The following is a 15,638-nucleotide window of genomic DNA, read 5'->3' as shown; positions in this document are numbered from 1 at the left end:
AAGAAAACATAGATAGTTTCAAGATTATCGTAAGCTTACTTTTACAAGAAGTAAAGCTTATTGGGGTTTATTGCTATTGAAACAAACCCTTTACCTCCAAATGTATGCGTTGAAAATTGGCGGCAATTTCAGGGCTGTTTGAAGGATATGTGGACTTTGGCAAATTCCGCTCGACCTTGGGCACCGGAAACCGTATCTTTCTGTCCTTCCCATCCGAAAAGGCGATGAATTCCCCTTGTCGCAATCGAAAGAACTCCTCGGACCGCACCTTGCCTACTTCCCGTTCAATGTTGGTGATCCGGGTGTCTGACGCCATAAAATCCGCTTTCTTGCTCACGCTTCGTATGGGCTTTTTGACCAGTTCAAAAAAACGTTCATAATAGTAGGCGGTATCCGGGTCATTAGCCTTCCCAAAAAACTGATAGGAGAGGTTGGAGAGGATGGCCCTACTGGCCTTATCGCCGTACATCATATCGTTCTGGGCCTTGTCCTGCATCACGTAGACTGTGGTGATATCGTAGCTACGAAGGGTGGCCGGGATCCGGTGCATGTTGAGCAGGCGAATGGTCGGGGCCTCTTCCATCAATACGAAGGACGAATGTTGCCCCCGAAGGCTCATCTGTTTGATAACGGTATGGAGAATGGTGGCAATGATGGGGGAGTAGGCCGTTTCAAATTTGGGATGGTTGACTATGGATAGGACAGCAGGGTTTTTGGGGTTATTGATATCCAGATTTACTTCATCGGCGGATAGGGCCATGAATATTCGTTGGGTCGATATCTTTTTTAAGGCATTGGCCAGGGTAGAGAGCACGCCGGCGGTCTGTCGTTCGGAGGCTCTTCCTGCGATAAAGGCGTCGGCCATGGCCTTGGCCACCAGGTCTTGGCTCAGCCATTGGATGAGATGTTCGGGCTCCAAGGTTTGGTACACTGCGATAAGGTGGGGGAGGGTACAGTGTTTGGGATGATGGGTTCGGAGCATCCAGATCAATCCGCCCAGCAAACCTTCGACGGCATCGTTGAAGAACTTGGAGGAACCTTGGGCAACGGACTCCCGTTGTTCGAGGAGGTTTTCCAGTAGGACACGGGAGACCTCATTCACGCTTTCCTCATCGGGCAGGTATCGGGGCGCTATGGGGTTCACCCGTTTATGGATGGTATCAAAGGACACGATATGAAAAGGAATGCCTAGGTTTTTGAACAACGGATAGGCCAGCTCGGTGATCTCAAAATGTTTGTAATCGTGGATGACCCCACAGAACCCATGTTTCTGAAAATGCTGCAATAAGGCATAGACCACGGATTCGGTTTTCCCACTTCCCGCTGAACCTATAATGGAAATCCCCCGTCGAATGTTTTTAAGGGTCAGGGAAACCGCTGCGCAGTGGCAATCTCGCTCGGTATTTCGGGGGTATGGTGGCTTCGTCCTCACGTATATAAAACATCAATCCGATAAGTATATTTAGGAACAGCGAAGGGAGCAAGGCATACAATAGTAAGGGTACTATAATTCCCCATCCCAAGAAATAAACAACTAAGGCCCCTTCCAATAGAAACAACCCCAGTACTATCAGAACACCCCATCGTTGGACATACTGGAACAGCAGCATGCCCAATCCCAAAGGAAGGTATAGTAACCACCAATGGTCGGTGAAAAAGGAAGCAACAGTTATCAAGTATTCCATATCATCTGAGGATTAAATTTCAATGGAACTGGCCTTTCGGGCTACTGATGCGGCCTTTTGCAATCGGGCGATGGTCTTCCGGGCGATGGCCACCTTACTGGTCGGAATGTTGGGCAGGGGTACTTTGGCCCCTGTCTTGGACAGCAATTTGAGGGCCATGGCCCTTTTGGAGGCGGGCAGTCCCATGATTTTGGAGAAATAGGCCTTTGGGTCTTTGTCCAGGGTCTTCCGGGCATTATAGGATTCCACATAGTTGCGGTTGTATTTAAACATCCGGTCAAAGGTTTTTTCGGCCTTCTCAAAAAACTCATCCCTACGGAACCCCCGTTTCACGGTCTGCCCATGGAGTTTGGCCTCCGATTCCCGATAGCTGCTCCCTGGTGAGAGACTGTATTTGTTGGTGATATCCTTGCGGCTCATCACGATATGCACATGAGTTTGGGAACCCGGTTTTTGCATTCCCTCTTCGATGGGTTTCCCATCCAATTTATGGGGCATCTGTTTGTAAAGCCGGTCAATGTCCCGTTGGATGTGTTTTGGATTCCCTTGAAGCGCCCCTCGGTTGACCTTGGCCAGGTCGTTCTGGAGTTTGGCAATCTGTGCGCGATAGGGGCGGTTTTCCCGGATTTCGCGGTCCCTTCCGGAATAGGTGCGTTCTCTTTCGATCTTGGCAAAATACTTGAGCTGTTCCACTTTGACCGGTTCTTTACGATAGAAGGAAGCCGCATAATCCTTCATGACCTCCCGGACATAGGCTTTGAGCTTTTCGGGGTCATTTTGGATGGCGGCCAGTTCCCGTTGACTGGGATTGATGGTCAGGGAGTAGAACTTGGGCTCGCTTTGTTTGAGGCGGTCGGTATTGTTATCGATTTCCTTGACCACGGTCTTGGGGTCGATATGGTCTTGTTGCTGGTTAAAAAAAGGTTCCTGCTGTTCGGGGGTGAGTGCCTTGTTTTCCTTTTCCAGATAGTCCACAAAATCTGCTGCACTTTGGGAAAAGGTTTCCCCGAGATGTTGTCGTGTAATAGTGATGTACATGGCTATGGTATTTTAAAATGTTCTTGAAAGGCGTTCCATTCGGAAAGGGTCATCTCCAATTGGAGGCGGGGAGCACCGAGTGCCGGGCGTATGACCTTGACCCGATTAAGGAGCTGCTCGTTGATCATTGTTTTAAGCTGGGCCAGTTCCTGTTCCAGCAGTTGGCGCTGTTTGCGTTCTTCGAGCAGGGCAAATTCGGTATCGAGGTCCATGCCTTGGACTTCGGGAATGATTAATTCAGCTTTAGGGATATCGCCATGCTTTTGGGTTGAGGAGGTTGGTCCTCCTTCAAAGAGCAGTTCCATCATCGCCTTGGTGGGCATGACACCGTGTTTTTCTAGGTCCTTGATGATGGCGATGGTGGCATTGTTGCGTTTGGCGGTAAAGTCGCGGAACTTTTGGAGGAAATCCATAATTAGGCCCATACGCTTTCCGAGGTTTTCGTGAGGGGAGATTTCATTGTACCTAAAGAAATCTAGCATCCCAGCAAGGGCTAGGGTATGGGTCTTGTAGTACATGCGCGAAAAGGACTGGAACCTTTTGGCGGTGTCCTTTTTGAAGCGTATGTTGCGAAAACTTTCAGTTCCCATGGTAGTTTTTGATTTGGATTTGCCGCAAATCCGTGCCTGTTTATAGGGGTTTCGGGGGCATTTGCCGCAAATCGGGGCCTCTAAAGCCCTTTGTTTAAAAGCTTTTTGAATAATAAACCGCTGTTTTACAGTGGGTTATTTTAAAATCAATGTATGCAACACCGGCTCGCCGTGTTGCCCTCTTGCTCTTCATTATTGTGCGCAGCACAAAATGCATCGCCCATTCAAGGTATTGCGCATAGGCTGTTGAACGAAAAAGGGACAGAATTTTAAGAAGATGCAGCAGGTGGAATTATGGAGTTTGCAGCAAATGGTTGAATTGGGTAGATTTCTTTTAAGATGCTTTGGGTTAAATCGTTATGCTGCCCGTCCCTCCACCTTATTAGGACTAGTGGAAAGACGATGTATAAAGTACTAAAAATGATTTGCAGTTAAACGCCAATAGCCTCAATTCTAGGAACTAAAAAAAAGCCACCCCGATGGGATGGCTCACAATTGATAAGGTATATCAAATGGCTGTCTGTTATGGATAACTCACAGCATACCATTATCCGCAAAACTGAAGTAGTCCCCATTGGGTACGATAATGACGTGATCGAGCACTTTGATATCGAAGAGTTCAGCAGCCCGTTTGATTTTTTGGGTCAGCTGTTTATCGGGCTGGCTGGGTTTTAGGTTGCCCGAGGGGTGGTTATGGGCAAGGATAATGGCAACGCTCAAGGTCTTGAGCACCACGGCAAATAGGATGCGGAGGTCCACCACGGTACCCGTGATGCTCCCATCCGAGACTTGATAGGTACCCTTGACCCGATTGGAGTTGTTGAGCAAAAGGATTTTAAAGGATTCCTTGAGGGCCAGGGTATCGGCATCCCAATTGTGGTGCAAAAGTGCGGCCACATCCCGGGAAGAGGTCAATTGTGGAGCTTCTGAAATTCGGGCATGCTCCTTGTAGCTGATTTTTATTTCGTTAACTTTAGCTGTCATTTTTCTTGAAATTGGATTTAAGAGTTAGGAAAAATGAAAGAGGGGATGTTCCAGAGGGTTATTTGGGCATCCCCTCGACCATTTTAATATTCGGAGGGCAATAGGAGGGTATTGTCCACAAAAAAGGAGTCGGATTTGTTCCAAGGGAAAATCCGTGAAATGGTATTGCTGTTTGGCAAGTACGGTACCATTGCCATCGGTGTAGGTGATTGCGGCATCATAGCCGTGGGTTTCCACTTCTGATGGGGTATAGCGTTTAAAGTCAATGGTGATAAATCGGCTTTTGTCCCTTAGGCTCTTGCCCATCACAGAGGCATCTGTCAGCAGCCAAAAGGCATTGGCGGTCTGGGCGAGGTATTGGATGCCCTCGGTGTACCGTGTTCGGCAGAGGGGAAGGGTAAAAATCTGTTGTGAGCCGCAAAACTGACTTAGCTCTTTTTCGAGGTGTTGGATGTTTGTTTCCATGGGAATTGAATTTGAATTGAACAAAAAAGAAAATGAAGGGATGCCCTAAGGGCACCCCTTGGGTGCTATGCATCCTTTTTGGTGGATGCCCTTTTAGCGCTTTTGGACTTAGGGGTCTTTGGTTCGCTGTCCTCTTGGGCAGGTTTGGAGCCCAATAGCAGCACTTCATCGGCCTCGATTTCCGTCACGTAGCGCTGGTTGCCGTCCTCGGTGGTATAGGAACGGGTCTTTATTTTTCCTTGTACGCCGATCTCACTGCCCTTGGCGGTGTACTTTTCGAGGATATCGGCGGTCTTGCCCCAGGCCACGACCTGGTGCCAGTCCGTGTTCTGGATCTTTTCACCTTGGCTGTTGGTGTAGTACTCATTGGTGGCCATGGGAAAACGGGCCACTTTGCGTCCTCCATCGAGGAGGGTGATCTTGGGGTCTTCCCCCACATTTCCGATTAATTGCACATGATTTCTGAAATTGCTCATGATTGAAAGGATTTATGCCCAAAGCGGGCGGTTAAAAAATAATTGAACTTATCTGTGAAATACCGAACCACATTCCCAGCAGCATCAATAGAAAAGCCGAAGGCAGTTGATTTACTTATGGTATCTGGAGCGTCTTCCTTTTTTTGATGGTTTCGTCCTGCTTCCGATAAATGGGATGTGTACGATTTCATGTCTTGTGGTATTTGATTTACTTCCAGTAGCGCCATCGCTGTCACCTTTTTTGATGCTAACTGGTGTACAACATCCCTTGCTGTGGGAGCCGTATAAAAAAGAAACCCCTCAAGGGAGGGGTCTGGCTTTATGCCGGCTACAGGAAGGGATGTTGTTGTTTTGCCGACCAAAAAAGGAGTGACGGCAGGCTTAGCAGGGAATATCAATTACAAAATTGGAGAAGTTCATATGACCATGGAAGCGGTAAGGAACAAAAGATAAGGGTTGATTGTGAATCTTAAGGATGAATTCTGCTGTAGGTTCACTGTTGATAGTGTGCTCTATGTGGATGAGCTGGGTGGTTGGACCACCAAAAACGGAAAAGTTGAGCCATCTAATATTTGGATGTATTTATAGAAAATTCAGGTTTTTGTGTCATATTGTAGGATGCTCAATTTTATCCGGCGAAGGTGGTATACTATGTCCGGCGTTTCGATTATGCACAATGATATAGAAGTTTTTCGTTATACTACTATGAAAAGAATATTGTATATAATTGGAATTGATCGAAAAATGGTGCAAATCATATTGATTGCATTGGTGATGTCAAACTGTTCTTCGGATGGGTCGTCCGGTGAAAGGGGACAATCCCAAGAAGCACCAATGGATAACAGTGCAAACCTTCGTTCTGTGGGGGATTCGTCACAAGATCTATTGGACGATGGAGACTTTGACCGCTTATATGTGGAGCTATTTTATATCGAGGGGCTCCAGCCCAGTTCGGAAACCATAGCAGGTTTTAAAACTTTTCTGGAAAATCGTTTGAACAAACCAGCGGGCATTGCCATCGAATTGTTCCCTTTGTCCTCCCCAGGACAGGCCAGCTACACCATTTCCGATGTGCGGGATATTGAGGATGATATCAGAACGGCCTATAATGAAAGCTCGATTTTAAAGGTGTTCGGGATTTTCCTGGACGGGGAGTATGCTGAAAATACGGATGAAGGTTCGGTATTGGGTGTGGCCTATAGAAATACCTCTTTTGTACTTTTCTCGGATACGATTCGTGAGTTCAGTGGGCAACCCTTATCACCCAGTACTACGGTTTTGGAACGTACGGTGCTCGACCATGAGTTTGGGCACCTGATGGGCCTGGTCAATGCAGGAACTCCTTTGCAGAGCGAACATCAGGATACGGAACATGGCCGGCATTGTACCACAGAGAATTGTCTGATGTACTGGACGGCGGAAACCGGTGAGGGCCTTGTCAATATGATCAGTGGCGGGAGTATTCCGGAGCTTGACCAGGCTTGCCTGCAAGATTTGCGCGCCCATGGTGGGAAATAGTGCAAAAAATATAAGCCCCTTGGTTGTAAAGGGGCTTTATTGATTCAAAATTCAAGGGGGATTCCGTATTGTCCTATAATGACGATGTTCCGGTTACGGTGACATTGGCACTCAATTGCAGTGCAGAGGTCACTTGGAGGGCCCCAAGATCCAGTCCTGTGGTGGATTCCACTTCCAAGGTGGAATTGAAATAGAATTGGTTGCCATCCTGAGTGTAGGACACAAAGATCAGCTCGTATTCACCAGTTTTCAGAAAGTTAAGACTGTAGGAATTGTTGATGCCTCCCACTTCGGCACTGGTAACGGCATTGGCAAATCGGATATTGCTCTCGCCCTGTCCCTGGGTTTCAACTTCTGCATTGTACGTACCCTTTTCATAGGCATATACTACGATTTTGTCCGATGTGTTCTCCGCATCGTTGACAGTACCCTTGATTTCACCTGTAGCCTCTTTATTTACCGTTCGTAGGCCAGCACTGAGTTCAGAAGCGGTCACAAAGTTGAAGTCACTTTCCAAAGTTCCCTGTTCTTCCTTAACGGTCTTTCTCAGGTCAAAATCAATGATGATTTCATTGGTATTGGTTGCAAATACTTCAAAACCATCGGTAATGTCAATGGATTGCGAAGTGGATTCGATCTTGTCCTTCGTTCCATCGGCCATTTCCACGTAACATCCGGGAGCATTGCCGTCCATGTCGGTATCATAGTCCAATACCAATTCGATATTGCTATAGGAACCGGCTTCCATTTGGAGGTTGCCCAAGGTCTTGGTCTGTCCGTTTACCAATGCGGAAAGATCGAATGTGGTCTTGTTGAAGCCCTCTAAAGAGGTGCCATCCACTTTAACATCGGAAACTGTAACGAAGACAGCATCGATTTCGGCATTGTCCACGGGCGCATCCGTGATTTTGTAGGTTGTACTGTAGGTTTCACTTTCTGGATTTCCATTTTCATTATCCTTACTACAAGAGAACATCATGATTGCTATTCCCATTGTAATACCAACATTCTTCAAAAAAGGTTTCATAAAAAATTTAGGTTTAAATATTTATTTATTAGATGTATTTGTAGGTATAACATTTTCAGCTGAAAAAACCCTACTTTATAGCTTCTAGAATTATATACGGAACTTTGGCCGATTTGGATTGGAATAGTTTTAATAAAGGATGAAGATATCCAAACCCTTAAACAAAATACGCCCAAAGGAATTAAGGTGATTCTTCGCTTTGCTATACCCAACTGCTATTGGAGATGCTTAGGGAATTTACGGTTTGGCCCAATTCCAATACCGAATGTAAACGTGCTATTTTAATTGATACTCCTTATATTGAACAGGTAAAGCATTGATCTTTTGTATGATGGTTTCAATCATAGGAAAGATGCCTTTATTGTTTAATCGTTTCATATACCTATACCGTTGATTGACATATAAAGAAAAAGTAGAACAGCTAGTTTTACCAAAGCCATTGAAGAGAACAGACTAGAACTTTAAAAGCTGTTATAAACACAATGATGGAAGAGCATAACAATGTAAGTGGGTGTTTCCGAATTATTGCCGGATTGAACGATGATTGTACCTCCTCCAAAAAACGCATTTAGCACGAATCAGTTGACTTTTATACCATCAATGTATTTTGAAGAAGACCTGCACAGTCATGTTCACTTCGTAAACAACCACCTCTTTCCAAAGGCCGAAATTCCGGAAAACAATATACTCAACATCTGATTGCACCTATGGAACGGATGTCAATTGAGTCGTATAGTATTATTTTAGATAGCATATAGCTAATAGGACAAACTTGTAGTTAAAGTTCAATTGAAAGAAGTGTTTTTCAAACTTATTTAAGTATTTGCTTAAATAATTATATATTTATGGCAAATTCTTCCTATGAAACTCGAAGTTAGCTGTACCAGAGCAGAAGCAGACCATCAACAAATCATTCGTTGTAAAGAAAGTCTGAACAGCAATACTGATTCCATAGAGGACATAAGTAGATTGATGGCACTTGCAGGTAATGAAGTTCGTTTCAAAATATTGTTCTTATTGCAAAAGGAGTTTGAGTTATGCCCCTGTGACTTTGCAGATATTTTGGAAATGAGTGTTCCCGCTGTTTCACAACATTTACGTAAAATGAAGGATGCTAAGATCATTGGTGCACGCAGGGAGGGCCAGACCATATTTTATCACATTTCAAAGAAGAATGAATCATTTTTTGCCGCCATTTTAACCAATGTACAATCCAAAAGAAAAATTGCATAAAATGAAAAAGACGAGAATCCCCAACCAAGGTATTTTTGCTGGCCTTTTCTCGGCGATTGTGGCCTCTCTATGTTGTATCACCCCAGTATTGGCATTGTTTTCGGGCGCCACAGGTATAGCTGCGACCTTTTCTTGGATAGAGCCGTACAGGCCAATTTTAATAGGCCTGACCTTTTCAATCCTTGGATTTGCCTGGTACAGGCTAACAAAACCACTCCCACAAAATAGTAATTGTGTTTGTGGGGATGACAAACCTAAATTCATCCAATCCAAAACATTTCTATTTTTGGTGACCATTTTTGCTGGTTTCATGTTGGCTTTTCCATATTACTCACATTTATTTTATCCCAATTCAAATATTGAGAAACAGGTCTTTTATGTATCCGAAAGAAATGTAGGTGAGTTGAACTATTCAATCCAGGGGATGACCTGTGCAGGTTGTGAAGCCCATATCGAACACGAAGTCAATCAATTGGAGGGTATTTTGGAAGTTAATGCGGACTATGGTACATCCAGGACTTTTGTAAAGTATGACAAGGGTACGGTAACGCCAGACGAAATAAAGACCGCCATTGGTAAGACAGGTTACAAAATCATGGAGTAATTGAGGTGGTATTAAAATCTACTGTTACCTGTCCGCACTGTGGTCACCAAAAAGAGAAAGAAATGCCGGCGAAGGCCTGCCAATTCTTTTACGACTGTGAAAATTGTAATAAAGTACTAAAACCCAAAGAGAGGGATTGTTGTGTTTTTTGTTCCTATGGTACAGTTGCGTGTCCACCCGTCCAATCGGGTATTGGTTGCTGTAATTGATAATACACTGTCACAAATCCGATCAGTCTACAACTCCTTTAGGTCATTTTTCTATCTGTCCCAATACACCAAAAAATTGACCAGTTTCAAAGAACATACCCCTTCTTGATAAACAAACCCCAAACGCGTCATTGCTGATACATAAGGTATGTAAGTCACATCCATTTTATGATTAAAATGTTATGTCAACATGTAGGTAGGTGATTAGGGCATTTTTATATTTTTCATGTTACAGTTTCTAAACCTTTACAATGCGCATGTACCATTATTGACTTGAATGTCCTAAACCACTATTACCAATGAATACTGGTATACTAACATCCTGAAACAAATGCACCATTATCACGGAAAATATTTTTTAGTTCTTACCGAAGTCCTACCATATCCGCACCTTTTTTTAGCTTTTGAACCCCAAAAGATTTCTTAGGTCATGCGTTTAAGACTGTTTTCAGCGCGTTCTCCATCCAGGATAGCACGTGTATAAACGGGAGCTAAAGCATCTTTTCCTTGGCCATATTGAGTCAATAATGAAAACAAAAAGTTAATGAAACGCCCATGTACTCCCATTTTAGATGAATACTCGATTTTGTTTTCAAAGTCAAATCGAGATAAAAGTCAAATACTGATGGGTTACCGAGTTAATGAAGGAAATGAGCTTGGTTCGTCGGTCGAATACTCCCCCCTTAAGGTCAACGAACGGGTCACTTTTGAACAATTTTTAAAGGAAATCAAATGAAATCAGAAAATATGTAACCAACTGATTTCCTTATAATTTTACTTATTTTGGGTTGTTTCAAAACCCATTTCGTCGGGATGATATGATGGACGCATCAAGATGGCCCATGTCACAATTTAATCTGAAAAGTCATGTAAAAAGTCCTTGGTTCGGCAGGAATGATTCCAGGACCCGGATAACCTGTGGCCCTCCTAGTAAAATAGGAACTATTCAATAGATTATTCACTCCTGTTTCTATTTTGAACCTATCAAAGACATAGGAAAGCGATAGGTCCATGATATCATAAGCTGGAATTGTACCTTCAATCCCCCTCTGATTATCGTAGACATCACGGGGTGCATTGGTCGCATCGGTAAATTGTTCCGACAGGTACGTATATTGTATGCTTCCCAAGAAATTGCCATATCCAACATTGAACCCTGTTTTAAGATTTACCTCGGGTATAAATTCCACTTGGTTACCATCGACGTTATTTTCTTCGAAAGAAATATATTCAGAACCGGTAAGGGCCAAGTTTACAAAATAATTGAACTTCAAATTGTCATTTCGACTAAATAATAGCGGTTTCAAATTTACATCGGCAAAAGATTCGAGGCCATATAAAAAAGCGGTCCCTATATTCCCCCTAAATCGAACGACACGTCCAGTTTCCACGGTTTCACCATTAGCATTGACCTGGGTTTCGTTACGAAGCACTTCACCCAATCGGTCATCGTATAGCAGCCCGAAGACACTTAAATCATATTTCAGGTATTTTTTCCATCGCCCCCTGGTCCCCAGGTCGGCCGTAAATCCATTTTCATCGGAAATATTTTCGTCCACCTGAAAGGTAGGGTTGACCACTCGGATATCATTAAAGGTAACCGATCTATAGTTCTGTGAAAAATTGGCATAGAGTTCACTATTTGCCCCAAGCTCATAGCTGAGGCCTGCACCTAATAGCAAAAAACTACGTTCGAAAATCCTATCTTCTGGTACATCTTCATTGAGAAGTGGATTTCCTGCTAAATCCAAAACAATATTCTTATAGCTACCTTTTCCCTGTGTTTTGATATATTCATACCGAAATCCTGGGGTTACAGATAACCTATCGGAAATGGTAAAAATATTCTCACCAAAAATTGCAAGGTTAAGATTAGGGAATTCATACTGTGATTGTCTTTCATAATTTGGATATTGATCGTCGGCAAAACTAAAGTCGGGGCTATCAGAAGCACTTCCAGGCCCTTGCTTTTGTTTATTGGAAGACTGATAATATTTGATACCCAACAATACCGCATTATCCTTACCTCCCATTTTGTAACGTGTCAGTAAACGACCTTCTGCTCCCCAATTGGAAAAATTGTCCTGTAACAGTTCTCGTGGTTCACTTGGATCATCCTGTTGTGATACGCGATTGGTCCTAAAGCCCAAAGCACTGCGTGAAGCATCCAAGGTAAAAAGGTTTAGGCTAAAATCCGTGTTTTTGGAAAATTGATGATCCAAACGAAGGGAAAACAACTTCCAATCCACCTGGAACCAATTCCGCTCTCTATTGCTGAATGATGGATCCTCCAAAAATTGGGAATCGGTCAATCCTCCAGGCTGTTTGGTCAAATAATTAAAAAATGTGGTTTCAAGTGCCAAGCTGGTCCTCTCGGTAATTTTATAGGAAAAGTGTCCATGAAAGTTCCTACTGTTAAAAACCATATTGGGCCGAAAACCATCACCTTCCTTATAGTTAAGGTACGTATAGTAGCTAAAGTCCCCCACCGTACCGCTCAAACTGTTAAAGCTGGTATAAAGATTATATGAGCCCAGTGTCTGTCTTGAAATTAGTTCTATTTCTTTGGAAGGATTGGGCCTTTTAAACTTAAAATTGACCAATCCCCCAAACTGTGGTCCATATTGTAAAGAGGCTGCTCCCCGTACTACTTGGATTTCCCTTAATGCTTCGGCAGGTGGGGTATAATAGCTTTCGGGGTATCCAAGTGCATCGGCACTGATATCATACCCGTTCTGTCTGACATTGAAATTTGCAGTTCTATTGGGGTCCAAACCTCTACCTCCAATGTTCAATTGCAGCCCGGCATCACCATTTTCATAAATGTTCAACCCTACTACTTGACCGTATATTTGTCTGGGATTATTGGCCGCTAGATTGGCAGTAAGGTTATCGACCAGAACCACTTCACTTTTCTTAGCAGCATAAATAGCCGTTCCCTCCACTTTTTTTAAGGATTGTAGCTTAAATATTTGTTCCCGTTGGTTGGTCAAAACCACCTCAGACAAAGCTTCTCCCAAAGGTTCCATCGAAATATGGATTTCCATATCCGATTTTACCTCAAGATTACGTCTGTGCAGTTTCAATCCATATGCAAAAGCTATTAAGGAATACGAGCCTATTGGAACATCCTTAAATTCAAAATACCCGGTCTCCGAAGTCAAGACCGTTCGTTGAAGTTCCGATAAATATATTTCGGCTTCCGAAACAGGTAAGTTTTCAGAATCGGTAACCTTCCCTGAAATAACCACTTGCCCCCAACTGTGAATAGCAAATAAAAACAAAACGACCGTACTTCTAAATACCTTTGATTTCATCATTAAATGGTAATATCCATGTTTTGTGTTCCCATACATCCTTCTCTTTGGTCAAATCAACTTTTGGATCGATAAAAGGTTGACTAAGGCGTCCGTTCAGCGTAACCCACGATTCCACGTAGACCCCGATATTTCGATGCCCGTCCTTTTCAAAATGATTCTTTAGGTAATGTGCATATTGAACGATAAAATCCGGTTGGAATGCCATTTGCTTTTCCTGGAAGGGGGTCAAAAAATCACTGTTGTCGACGTAAAACCATTTCTGGGTCGCTTTGTCCACAATCTTGAACTGGGCATAGCCGGACTTCTCCATAAGCATTACCCGCCATGAAAACCTATAACCTTCTTCCGTCCAGAACAATTCGCCCGGATACAAAAGATATCGCCATGGAAACAATAGTTGAAACATGAAAAATATAGTGACCGCACTATATTTTATCCCTGTCATAAGTCCTGTTTTATCAACAAAGGCTTTTCCGTTATCGAACTTATTTTTGGTAATCCCCATGATTCTTGATAAGATGGTCAAAACCCTATGGTGAAGCCTGGCATCAAAAAATATGAGTGCGGATACGATCATGATATATGGGAACATTCCAATGGGAAATAGAACCCGCGTCAGTACATGAAAAAAAATCACCAAGAAAAAGCCAATATATCTGGTTCTTTTATATAGAAGAAGAAAAGGTATCGTCAAATCATAAAGTGCACCTCCCCAACTAAATCCATATTGGACCCACTCCTTGGACAACCAATCCCCGATTAGGGGCAGATCGAACTTGGAGGGCAACCAGATCTTGAGCGGCATGGCCTCCATCAACCAATCCGAATTGAGTTTGGCCAATCCCGCATAGATATAAACCATGCCCAAAAGAAGTTTGATACTGTCTACCGTCCATTTTGGTATCAATTGATAGGTTTGGACATATCCCTTTTTGGCATCTACTGAAAAATATACATTGGCCGGTAGAAACAACATTAAAAAAGACAGTATGCTAATAAAGTAATAATGATTCAAATAGGTGGTTTTGTCCATCAGTTCAATATAGGTAAAGGACAAAAAAAACAGTATTATGGATATTCTATAGCTATACCCCAAGGCAATTCCTATGGCCGAAAAAGCACAGAGCACAAATATGAAATAGGTTACCACTCCCAAAGGCTTTACCCATTCAAAGCCATAATATGAGAAATGAAATTGGGGCTCCAGATATAATTTTTCAATCCAACCGTTGGCCCAAAAACGGAGAATCCCAACAAACATCATAATTCCAAAGCAAATACGAAAGACCGCCAAAGGGGCGGCCTCCGTATTTTCTTTGAGATATGTTCTTGGAATCAGCTTCATTTAATCACCGTCGGCATCAACATAATCGATACTGATGCTCATAGCCGACACCATATCAACTTTGAAGTAAGGCACAATGCGCTGCACCTCATCATAGGCAAGCAACATGTTCGTGGGAGGTGAATTTTGTTCTATTTCATCCCTAAAGCTACCCAAATCCTGTACCATCCCCCTGGCGAGATCAAATTGGGCATTAATCAATTGTGATAAATCATCACCGTTCTTCAAGGTGTTCAAATCGTCCAAATAGGATGCAAGGCTCTCCCCAGAGGTATTGGAACCATAATGCTTTCCATTGAAAAAATCCTGAACAGCATCCATCCCGGCCAAAAACATGGATTTGCCAAGTTCCGGTCTGTAATATACCTCCAGGGTAGCAGGTTGCGGTGTACCGGAAAACACACCCAACGGGATACCCATCTTTCCTGCCCTTAAGAACTTTTCGTAATAAAAGATATAATCGTTCACAAAACGGTCCGCCGAAGCCGTGGCGGACGACCCATCGTTTTCCACGAAGGTATTGCGATAGCCATCCTCCCATCCGGAAACCACAGTATCGGTCAAGGAAAGCATATCGACCAAAATGGCTTCGATCAAATCCATGGTATTGTCTGCTTCGGTACCCTCGGCCCATCTTGCAACCAATTCCTCATCCGTGCCTTCCAAGCCGTTCAAAAGGTAATCCAGAGCCGGAAAGCCCTTGGCATCCCTATTTGAGGACAAAGAGAAGTCATAGCTTCCTGAATCGATGAAAGAGGCAATCAAGGTGGTATCGGTAGGAAAAGTGTTCATATTCGAACGATAGCCATTAGCTTCCGCAGGACCAATCTCGAACATGGCAGCACCCTGCCAAGATATATAAGCATCTGCCCAAGCTTGCCTGAAGATGACGAGATTATCCACGTTTTTGACAGCAACAAATGCATCAAAAGCTGTTTTCAAATCCAATAGATCACTTTGTAGTTCCTTGTAGGAAGGAACGATAATATTATCCGTCCAATTGATCAACATGGCCTTTCTATCGAAGGTAAGTTCAGCTCCCTGATCAATACCCATATCATCTGAAGGAACATCCGAGCTATCGGAAGAGCAGGCACAAACCAACCAAGTTAACGTTAGGACAAAATACCATTTTTTACCCATA

Annotated in this window: 16 protein-coding genes; 4 read left to right on the top strand and 12 right to left on the bottom strand. The window is 43.4% G+C overall.

The features are described from left to right. Window positions 1-73: 73 nt before the first annotated feature. The 8 genes from ABNE31_RS14615 to ABNE31_RS14580 all read right to left on the bottom strand — a co-directional run bounded on the left by ABNE31_RS14615 (window position 74) and on the right by ABNE31_RS14580 (window position 5,465). Window positions 74-1,432, bottom strand: a complete 1,359-nt coding sequence (locus tag ABNE31_RS14615; protein WP_349351657.1) for a type IV secretion system DNA-binding domain-containing protein — start codon at window positions 1,430-1,432, stop codon at window positions 74-76. Then, complete coding sequence (locus tag ABNE31_RS14610) at window positions 1,359-1,685, bottom strand: hypothetical protein (protein WP_349351656.1); 327 nt, start codon at window positions 1,683-1,685, stop codon at window positions 1,359-1,361. Before ABNE31_RS14610 ends, ABNE31_RS14615 begins: the two co-directional genes overlap by 74 nt. 12 nt (window positions 1,686-1,697) lie before the next feature. Continuing rightward, a complete protein-coding gene (gene mobB, locus ABNE31_RS14605; protein WP_349351655.1) occupies window positions 1,698-2,723 on the bottom strand; it encodes a MobB family relaxase in 1,026 nt (341 codons plus the stop codon). A gap of 2 nt (window positions 2,724-2,725) precedes the next feature. Beyond that, entirely contained in the window at window positions 2,726-3,313 is a 588-nt protein-coding gene (locus ABNE31_RS14600; protein WP_349351654.1) for a BfmA/BtgA family mobilization protein, read from the bottom strand. A gap of 534 nt (window positions 3,314-3,847) precedes the next feature. Continuing rightward, window positions 3,848-4,297: a JAB domain-containing protein gene (locus tag ABNE31_RS14595; RefSeq protein WP_349351653.1), complete on the bottom strand. Its 450-nt coding sequence runs from the start codon at window positions 4,295-4,297 to the stop codon at window positions 3,848-3,850. Window positions 4,298-4,321: 24 nt separating this feature from the next. Continuing rightward, window positions 4,322-4,762 carry a DUF6876 family protein gene (locus tag ABNE31_RS14590; protein ID WP_349351652.1) on the bottom strand — a complete coding sequence of 147 codons (441 nt, stop codon included), beginning with the start codon at window positions 4,760-4,762 and terminating at the stop codon, window positions 4,322-4,324. 65 nt (window positions 4,763-4,827) lie between these two features. After that, complete coding sequence (ssb, locus tag ABNE31_RS14585; protein WP_349351651.1) at window positions 4,828-5,238, bottom strand: single-stranded DNA-binding protein; 411 nt, start codon at window positions 5,236-5,238, stop codon at window positions 4,828-4,830. Beyond that, window positions 5,235-5,465, bottom strand: a complete 231-nt coding sequence (locus tag ABNE31_RS14580; RefSeq protein WP_349351650.1) for a hypothetical protein — start codon at window positions 5,463-5,465, stop codon at window positions 5,235-5,237. The genes ssb and ABNE31_RS14580 overlap by 4 nt, the downstream gene beginning before the upstream one ends. 478 nt (window positions 5,466-5,943) lie before the next feature. On the opposite strand from ABNE31_RS14580, the gene ABNE31_RS14575 reads away from it, so the two are divergent. After that, window positions 5,944-6,756 carry a membrane metalloprotease gene (locus tag ABNE31_RS14575; RefSeq protein ID WP_349351649.1) on the top strand — a complete coding sequence of 271 codons (813 nt, stop codon included), beginning with the start codon at window positions 5,944-5,946 and terminating at the stop codon, window positions 6,754-6,756. Between the two features lie 73 nt (window positions 6,757-6,829). On the opposite strand, the gene ABNE31_RS14570 is transcribed toward ABNE31_RS14575, so the two are convergent. Continuing rightward, window positions 6,830-7,783: a DUF4382 domain-containing protein gene (locus ABNE31_RS14570; protein ID WP_349351648.1), complete on the bottom strand. Its 954-nt coding sequence runs from the start codon at window positions 7,781-7,783 to the stop codon at window positions 6,830-6,832. 861 nt (window positions 7,784-8,644) lie between these two features. Here ABNE31_RS14570 and ABNE31_RS14565 point away from each other — a divergent pair. Genes ABNE31_RS14565 through ABNE31_RS14555 form a run of 3 tightly spaced genes read left to right on the top strand, consistent with a single transcriptional unit; the run spans window position 8,645 to window position 9,829 of the window. Next, window positions 8,645-9,016 (top strand): metalloregulator ArsR/SmtB family transcription factor, encoded by a 372-nt coding sequence (locus ABNE31_RS14565; RefSeq protein WP_349351647.1) that lies wholly within the window; start codon window positions 8,645-8,647, stop codon window positions 9,014-9,016. A 1-nt stretch (window position 9,017) separates the two neighbouring features. After that, on the top strand, window positions 9,018-9,620 hold the full coding sequence (gene merTP, locus ABNE31_RS14560; RefSeq protein WP_349351646.1) for a mercuric transport protein MerTP: 603 nt from the start codon (window positions 9,018-9,020) through the stop codon (window positions 9,618-9,620). Continuing rightward, window positions 9,620-9,829: a GDCCVxC domain-containing (seleno)protein gene (locus ABNE31_RS14555; protein WP_349353054.1), complete on the top strand. Its 210-nt coding sequence runs from the start codon at window positions 9,620-9,622 to the stop codon at window positions 9,827-9,829. The genes merTP and ABNE31_RS14555 overlap by 1 nt, the downstream gene beginning before the upstream one ends. An 845-nt stretch (window positions 9,830-10,674) precedes the next feature. Here the strand turns inward: ABNE31_RS14555 and ABNE31_RS14550 are convergent. From ABNE31_RS14550 to ABNE31_RS14540, 3 genes are read right to left on the bottom strand one after another with little or no spacing between them, the layout of a single operon-like run. Beyond that, a complete protein-coding gene (locus tag ABNE31_RS14550) occupies window positions 10,675-13,149 on the bottom strand; it encodes a TonB-dependent receptor (protein WP_349351645.1) in 2,475 nt (824 codons plus the stop codon). Further along, window positions 13,127-14,494, bottom strand: a complete 1,368-nt coding sequence (locus ABNE31_RS14545) for an HTTM domain-containing protein (protein ID WP_349351644.1) — start codon at window positions 14,492-14,494, stop codon at window positions 13,127-13,129. Before ABNE31_RS14545 ends, ABNE31_RS14550 begins: the two co-directional genes overlap by 23 nt. Beyond that, window positions 14,495-15,637 carry an imelysin family protein gene (locus tag ABNE31_RS14540; protein ID WP_349351643.1) on the bottom strand — a complete coding sequence of 381 codons (1,143 nt, stop codon included), beginning with the start codon at window positions 15,635-15,637 and terminating at the stop codon, window positions 14,495-14,497. Window position 15,638 lies beyond the last annotated feature (1 nt).

The organism is Flagellimonas sp. MMG031 (assembly GCF_040112705.1).
Lineage (GTDB): Bacteria > Bacteroidota > Bacteroidia > Flavobacteriales > Flavobacteriaceae > Flagellimonas.
This window is presented reverse-complemented; position numbering and strand designations above follow the sequence as displayed.

Coding starts and splice junctions, on each gene's coding strand:
- ABNE31_RS14610 (WP_349351656.1), bottom strand. CDS start 1,685: ATGGAATACTTGATAACTGTTGCTTCCTTTTTCACCGACCATTGGTGG.
- mobB (WP_349351655.1), bottom strand. CDS start 2,723: ATGTACATCACTATTACACGACAACATCTCGGGGAAACCTTTTCCCAA.
- ABNE31_RS14600 (WP_349351654.1), bottom strand. CDS start 3,313: ATGGGAACTGAAAGTTTTCGCAACATACGCTTCAAAAAGGACACCGCC.
- ABNE31_RS14595 (WP_349351653.1), bottom strand. CDS start 4,297: ATGACAGCTAAAGTTAACGAAATAAAAATCAGCTACAAGGAGCATGCC.
- ABNE31_RS14590 (WP_349351652.1), bottom strand. CDS start 4,762: ATGGAAACAAACATCCAACACCTCGAAAAAGAGCTAAGTCAGTTTTGC.
- ssb (WP_349351651.1), bottom strand. CDS start 5,238: ATGAGCAATTTCAGAAATCATGTGCAATTAATCGGAAATGTGGGGGAA.
- ABNE31_RS14580 (WP_349351650.1), bottom strand. CDS start 5,465: ATGGCGCTACTGGAAGTAAATCAAATACCACAAGACATGAAATCGTAC.
- ABNE31_RS14575 (WP_349351649.1), top strand. CDS start 5,944: ATGAAAAGAATATTGTATATAATTGGAATTGATCGAAAAATGGTGCAA.
- ABNE31_RS14570 (WP_349351648.1), bottom strand. CDS start 7,783: ATGAAACCTTTTTTGAAGAATGTTGGTATTACAATGGGAATAGCAATC.
- ABNE31_RS14565 (WP_349351647.1), top strand. CDS start 8,645: ATGAAACTCGAAGTTAGCTGTACCAGAGCAGAAGCAGACCATCAACAA.
- merTP (WP_349351646.1), top strand. CDS start 9,018: ATGAAAAAGACGAGAATCCCCAACCAAGGTATTTTTGCTGGCCTTTTC.
- ABNE31_RS14550 (WP_349351645.1), bottom strand. CDS start 13,149: ATGATGAAATCAAAGGTATTTAGAAGTACGGTCGTTTTGTTTTTATTT.
- ABNE31_RS14545 (WP_349351644.1), bottom strand. CDS start 14,494: ATGAAGCTGATTCCAAGAACATATCTCAAAGAAAATACGGAGGCCGCC.
- ABNE31_RS14540 (WP_349351643.1), bottom strand. CDS start 15,637: ATGGGTAAAAAATGGTATTTTGTCCTAACGTTAACTTGGTTGGTTTGT.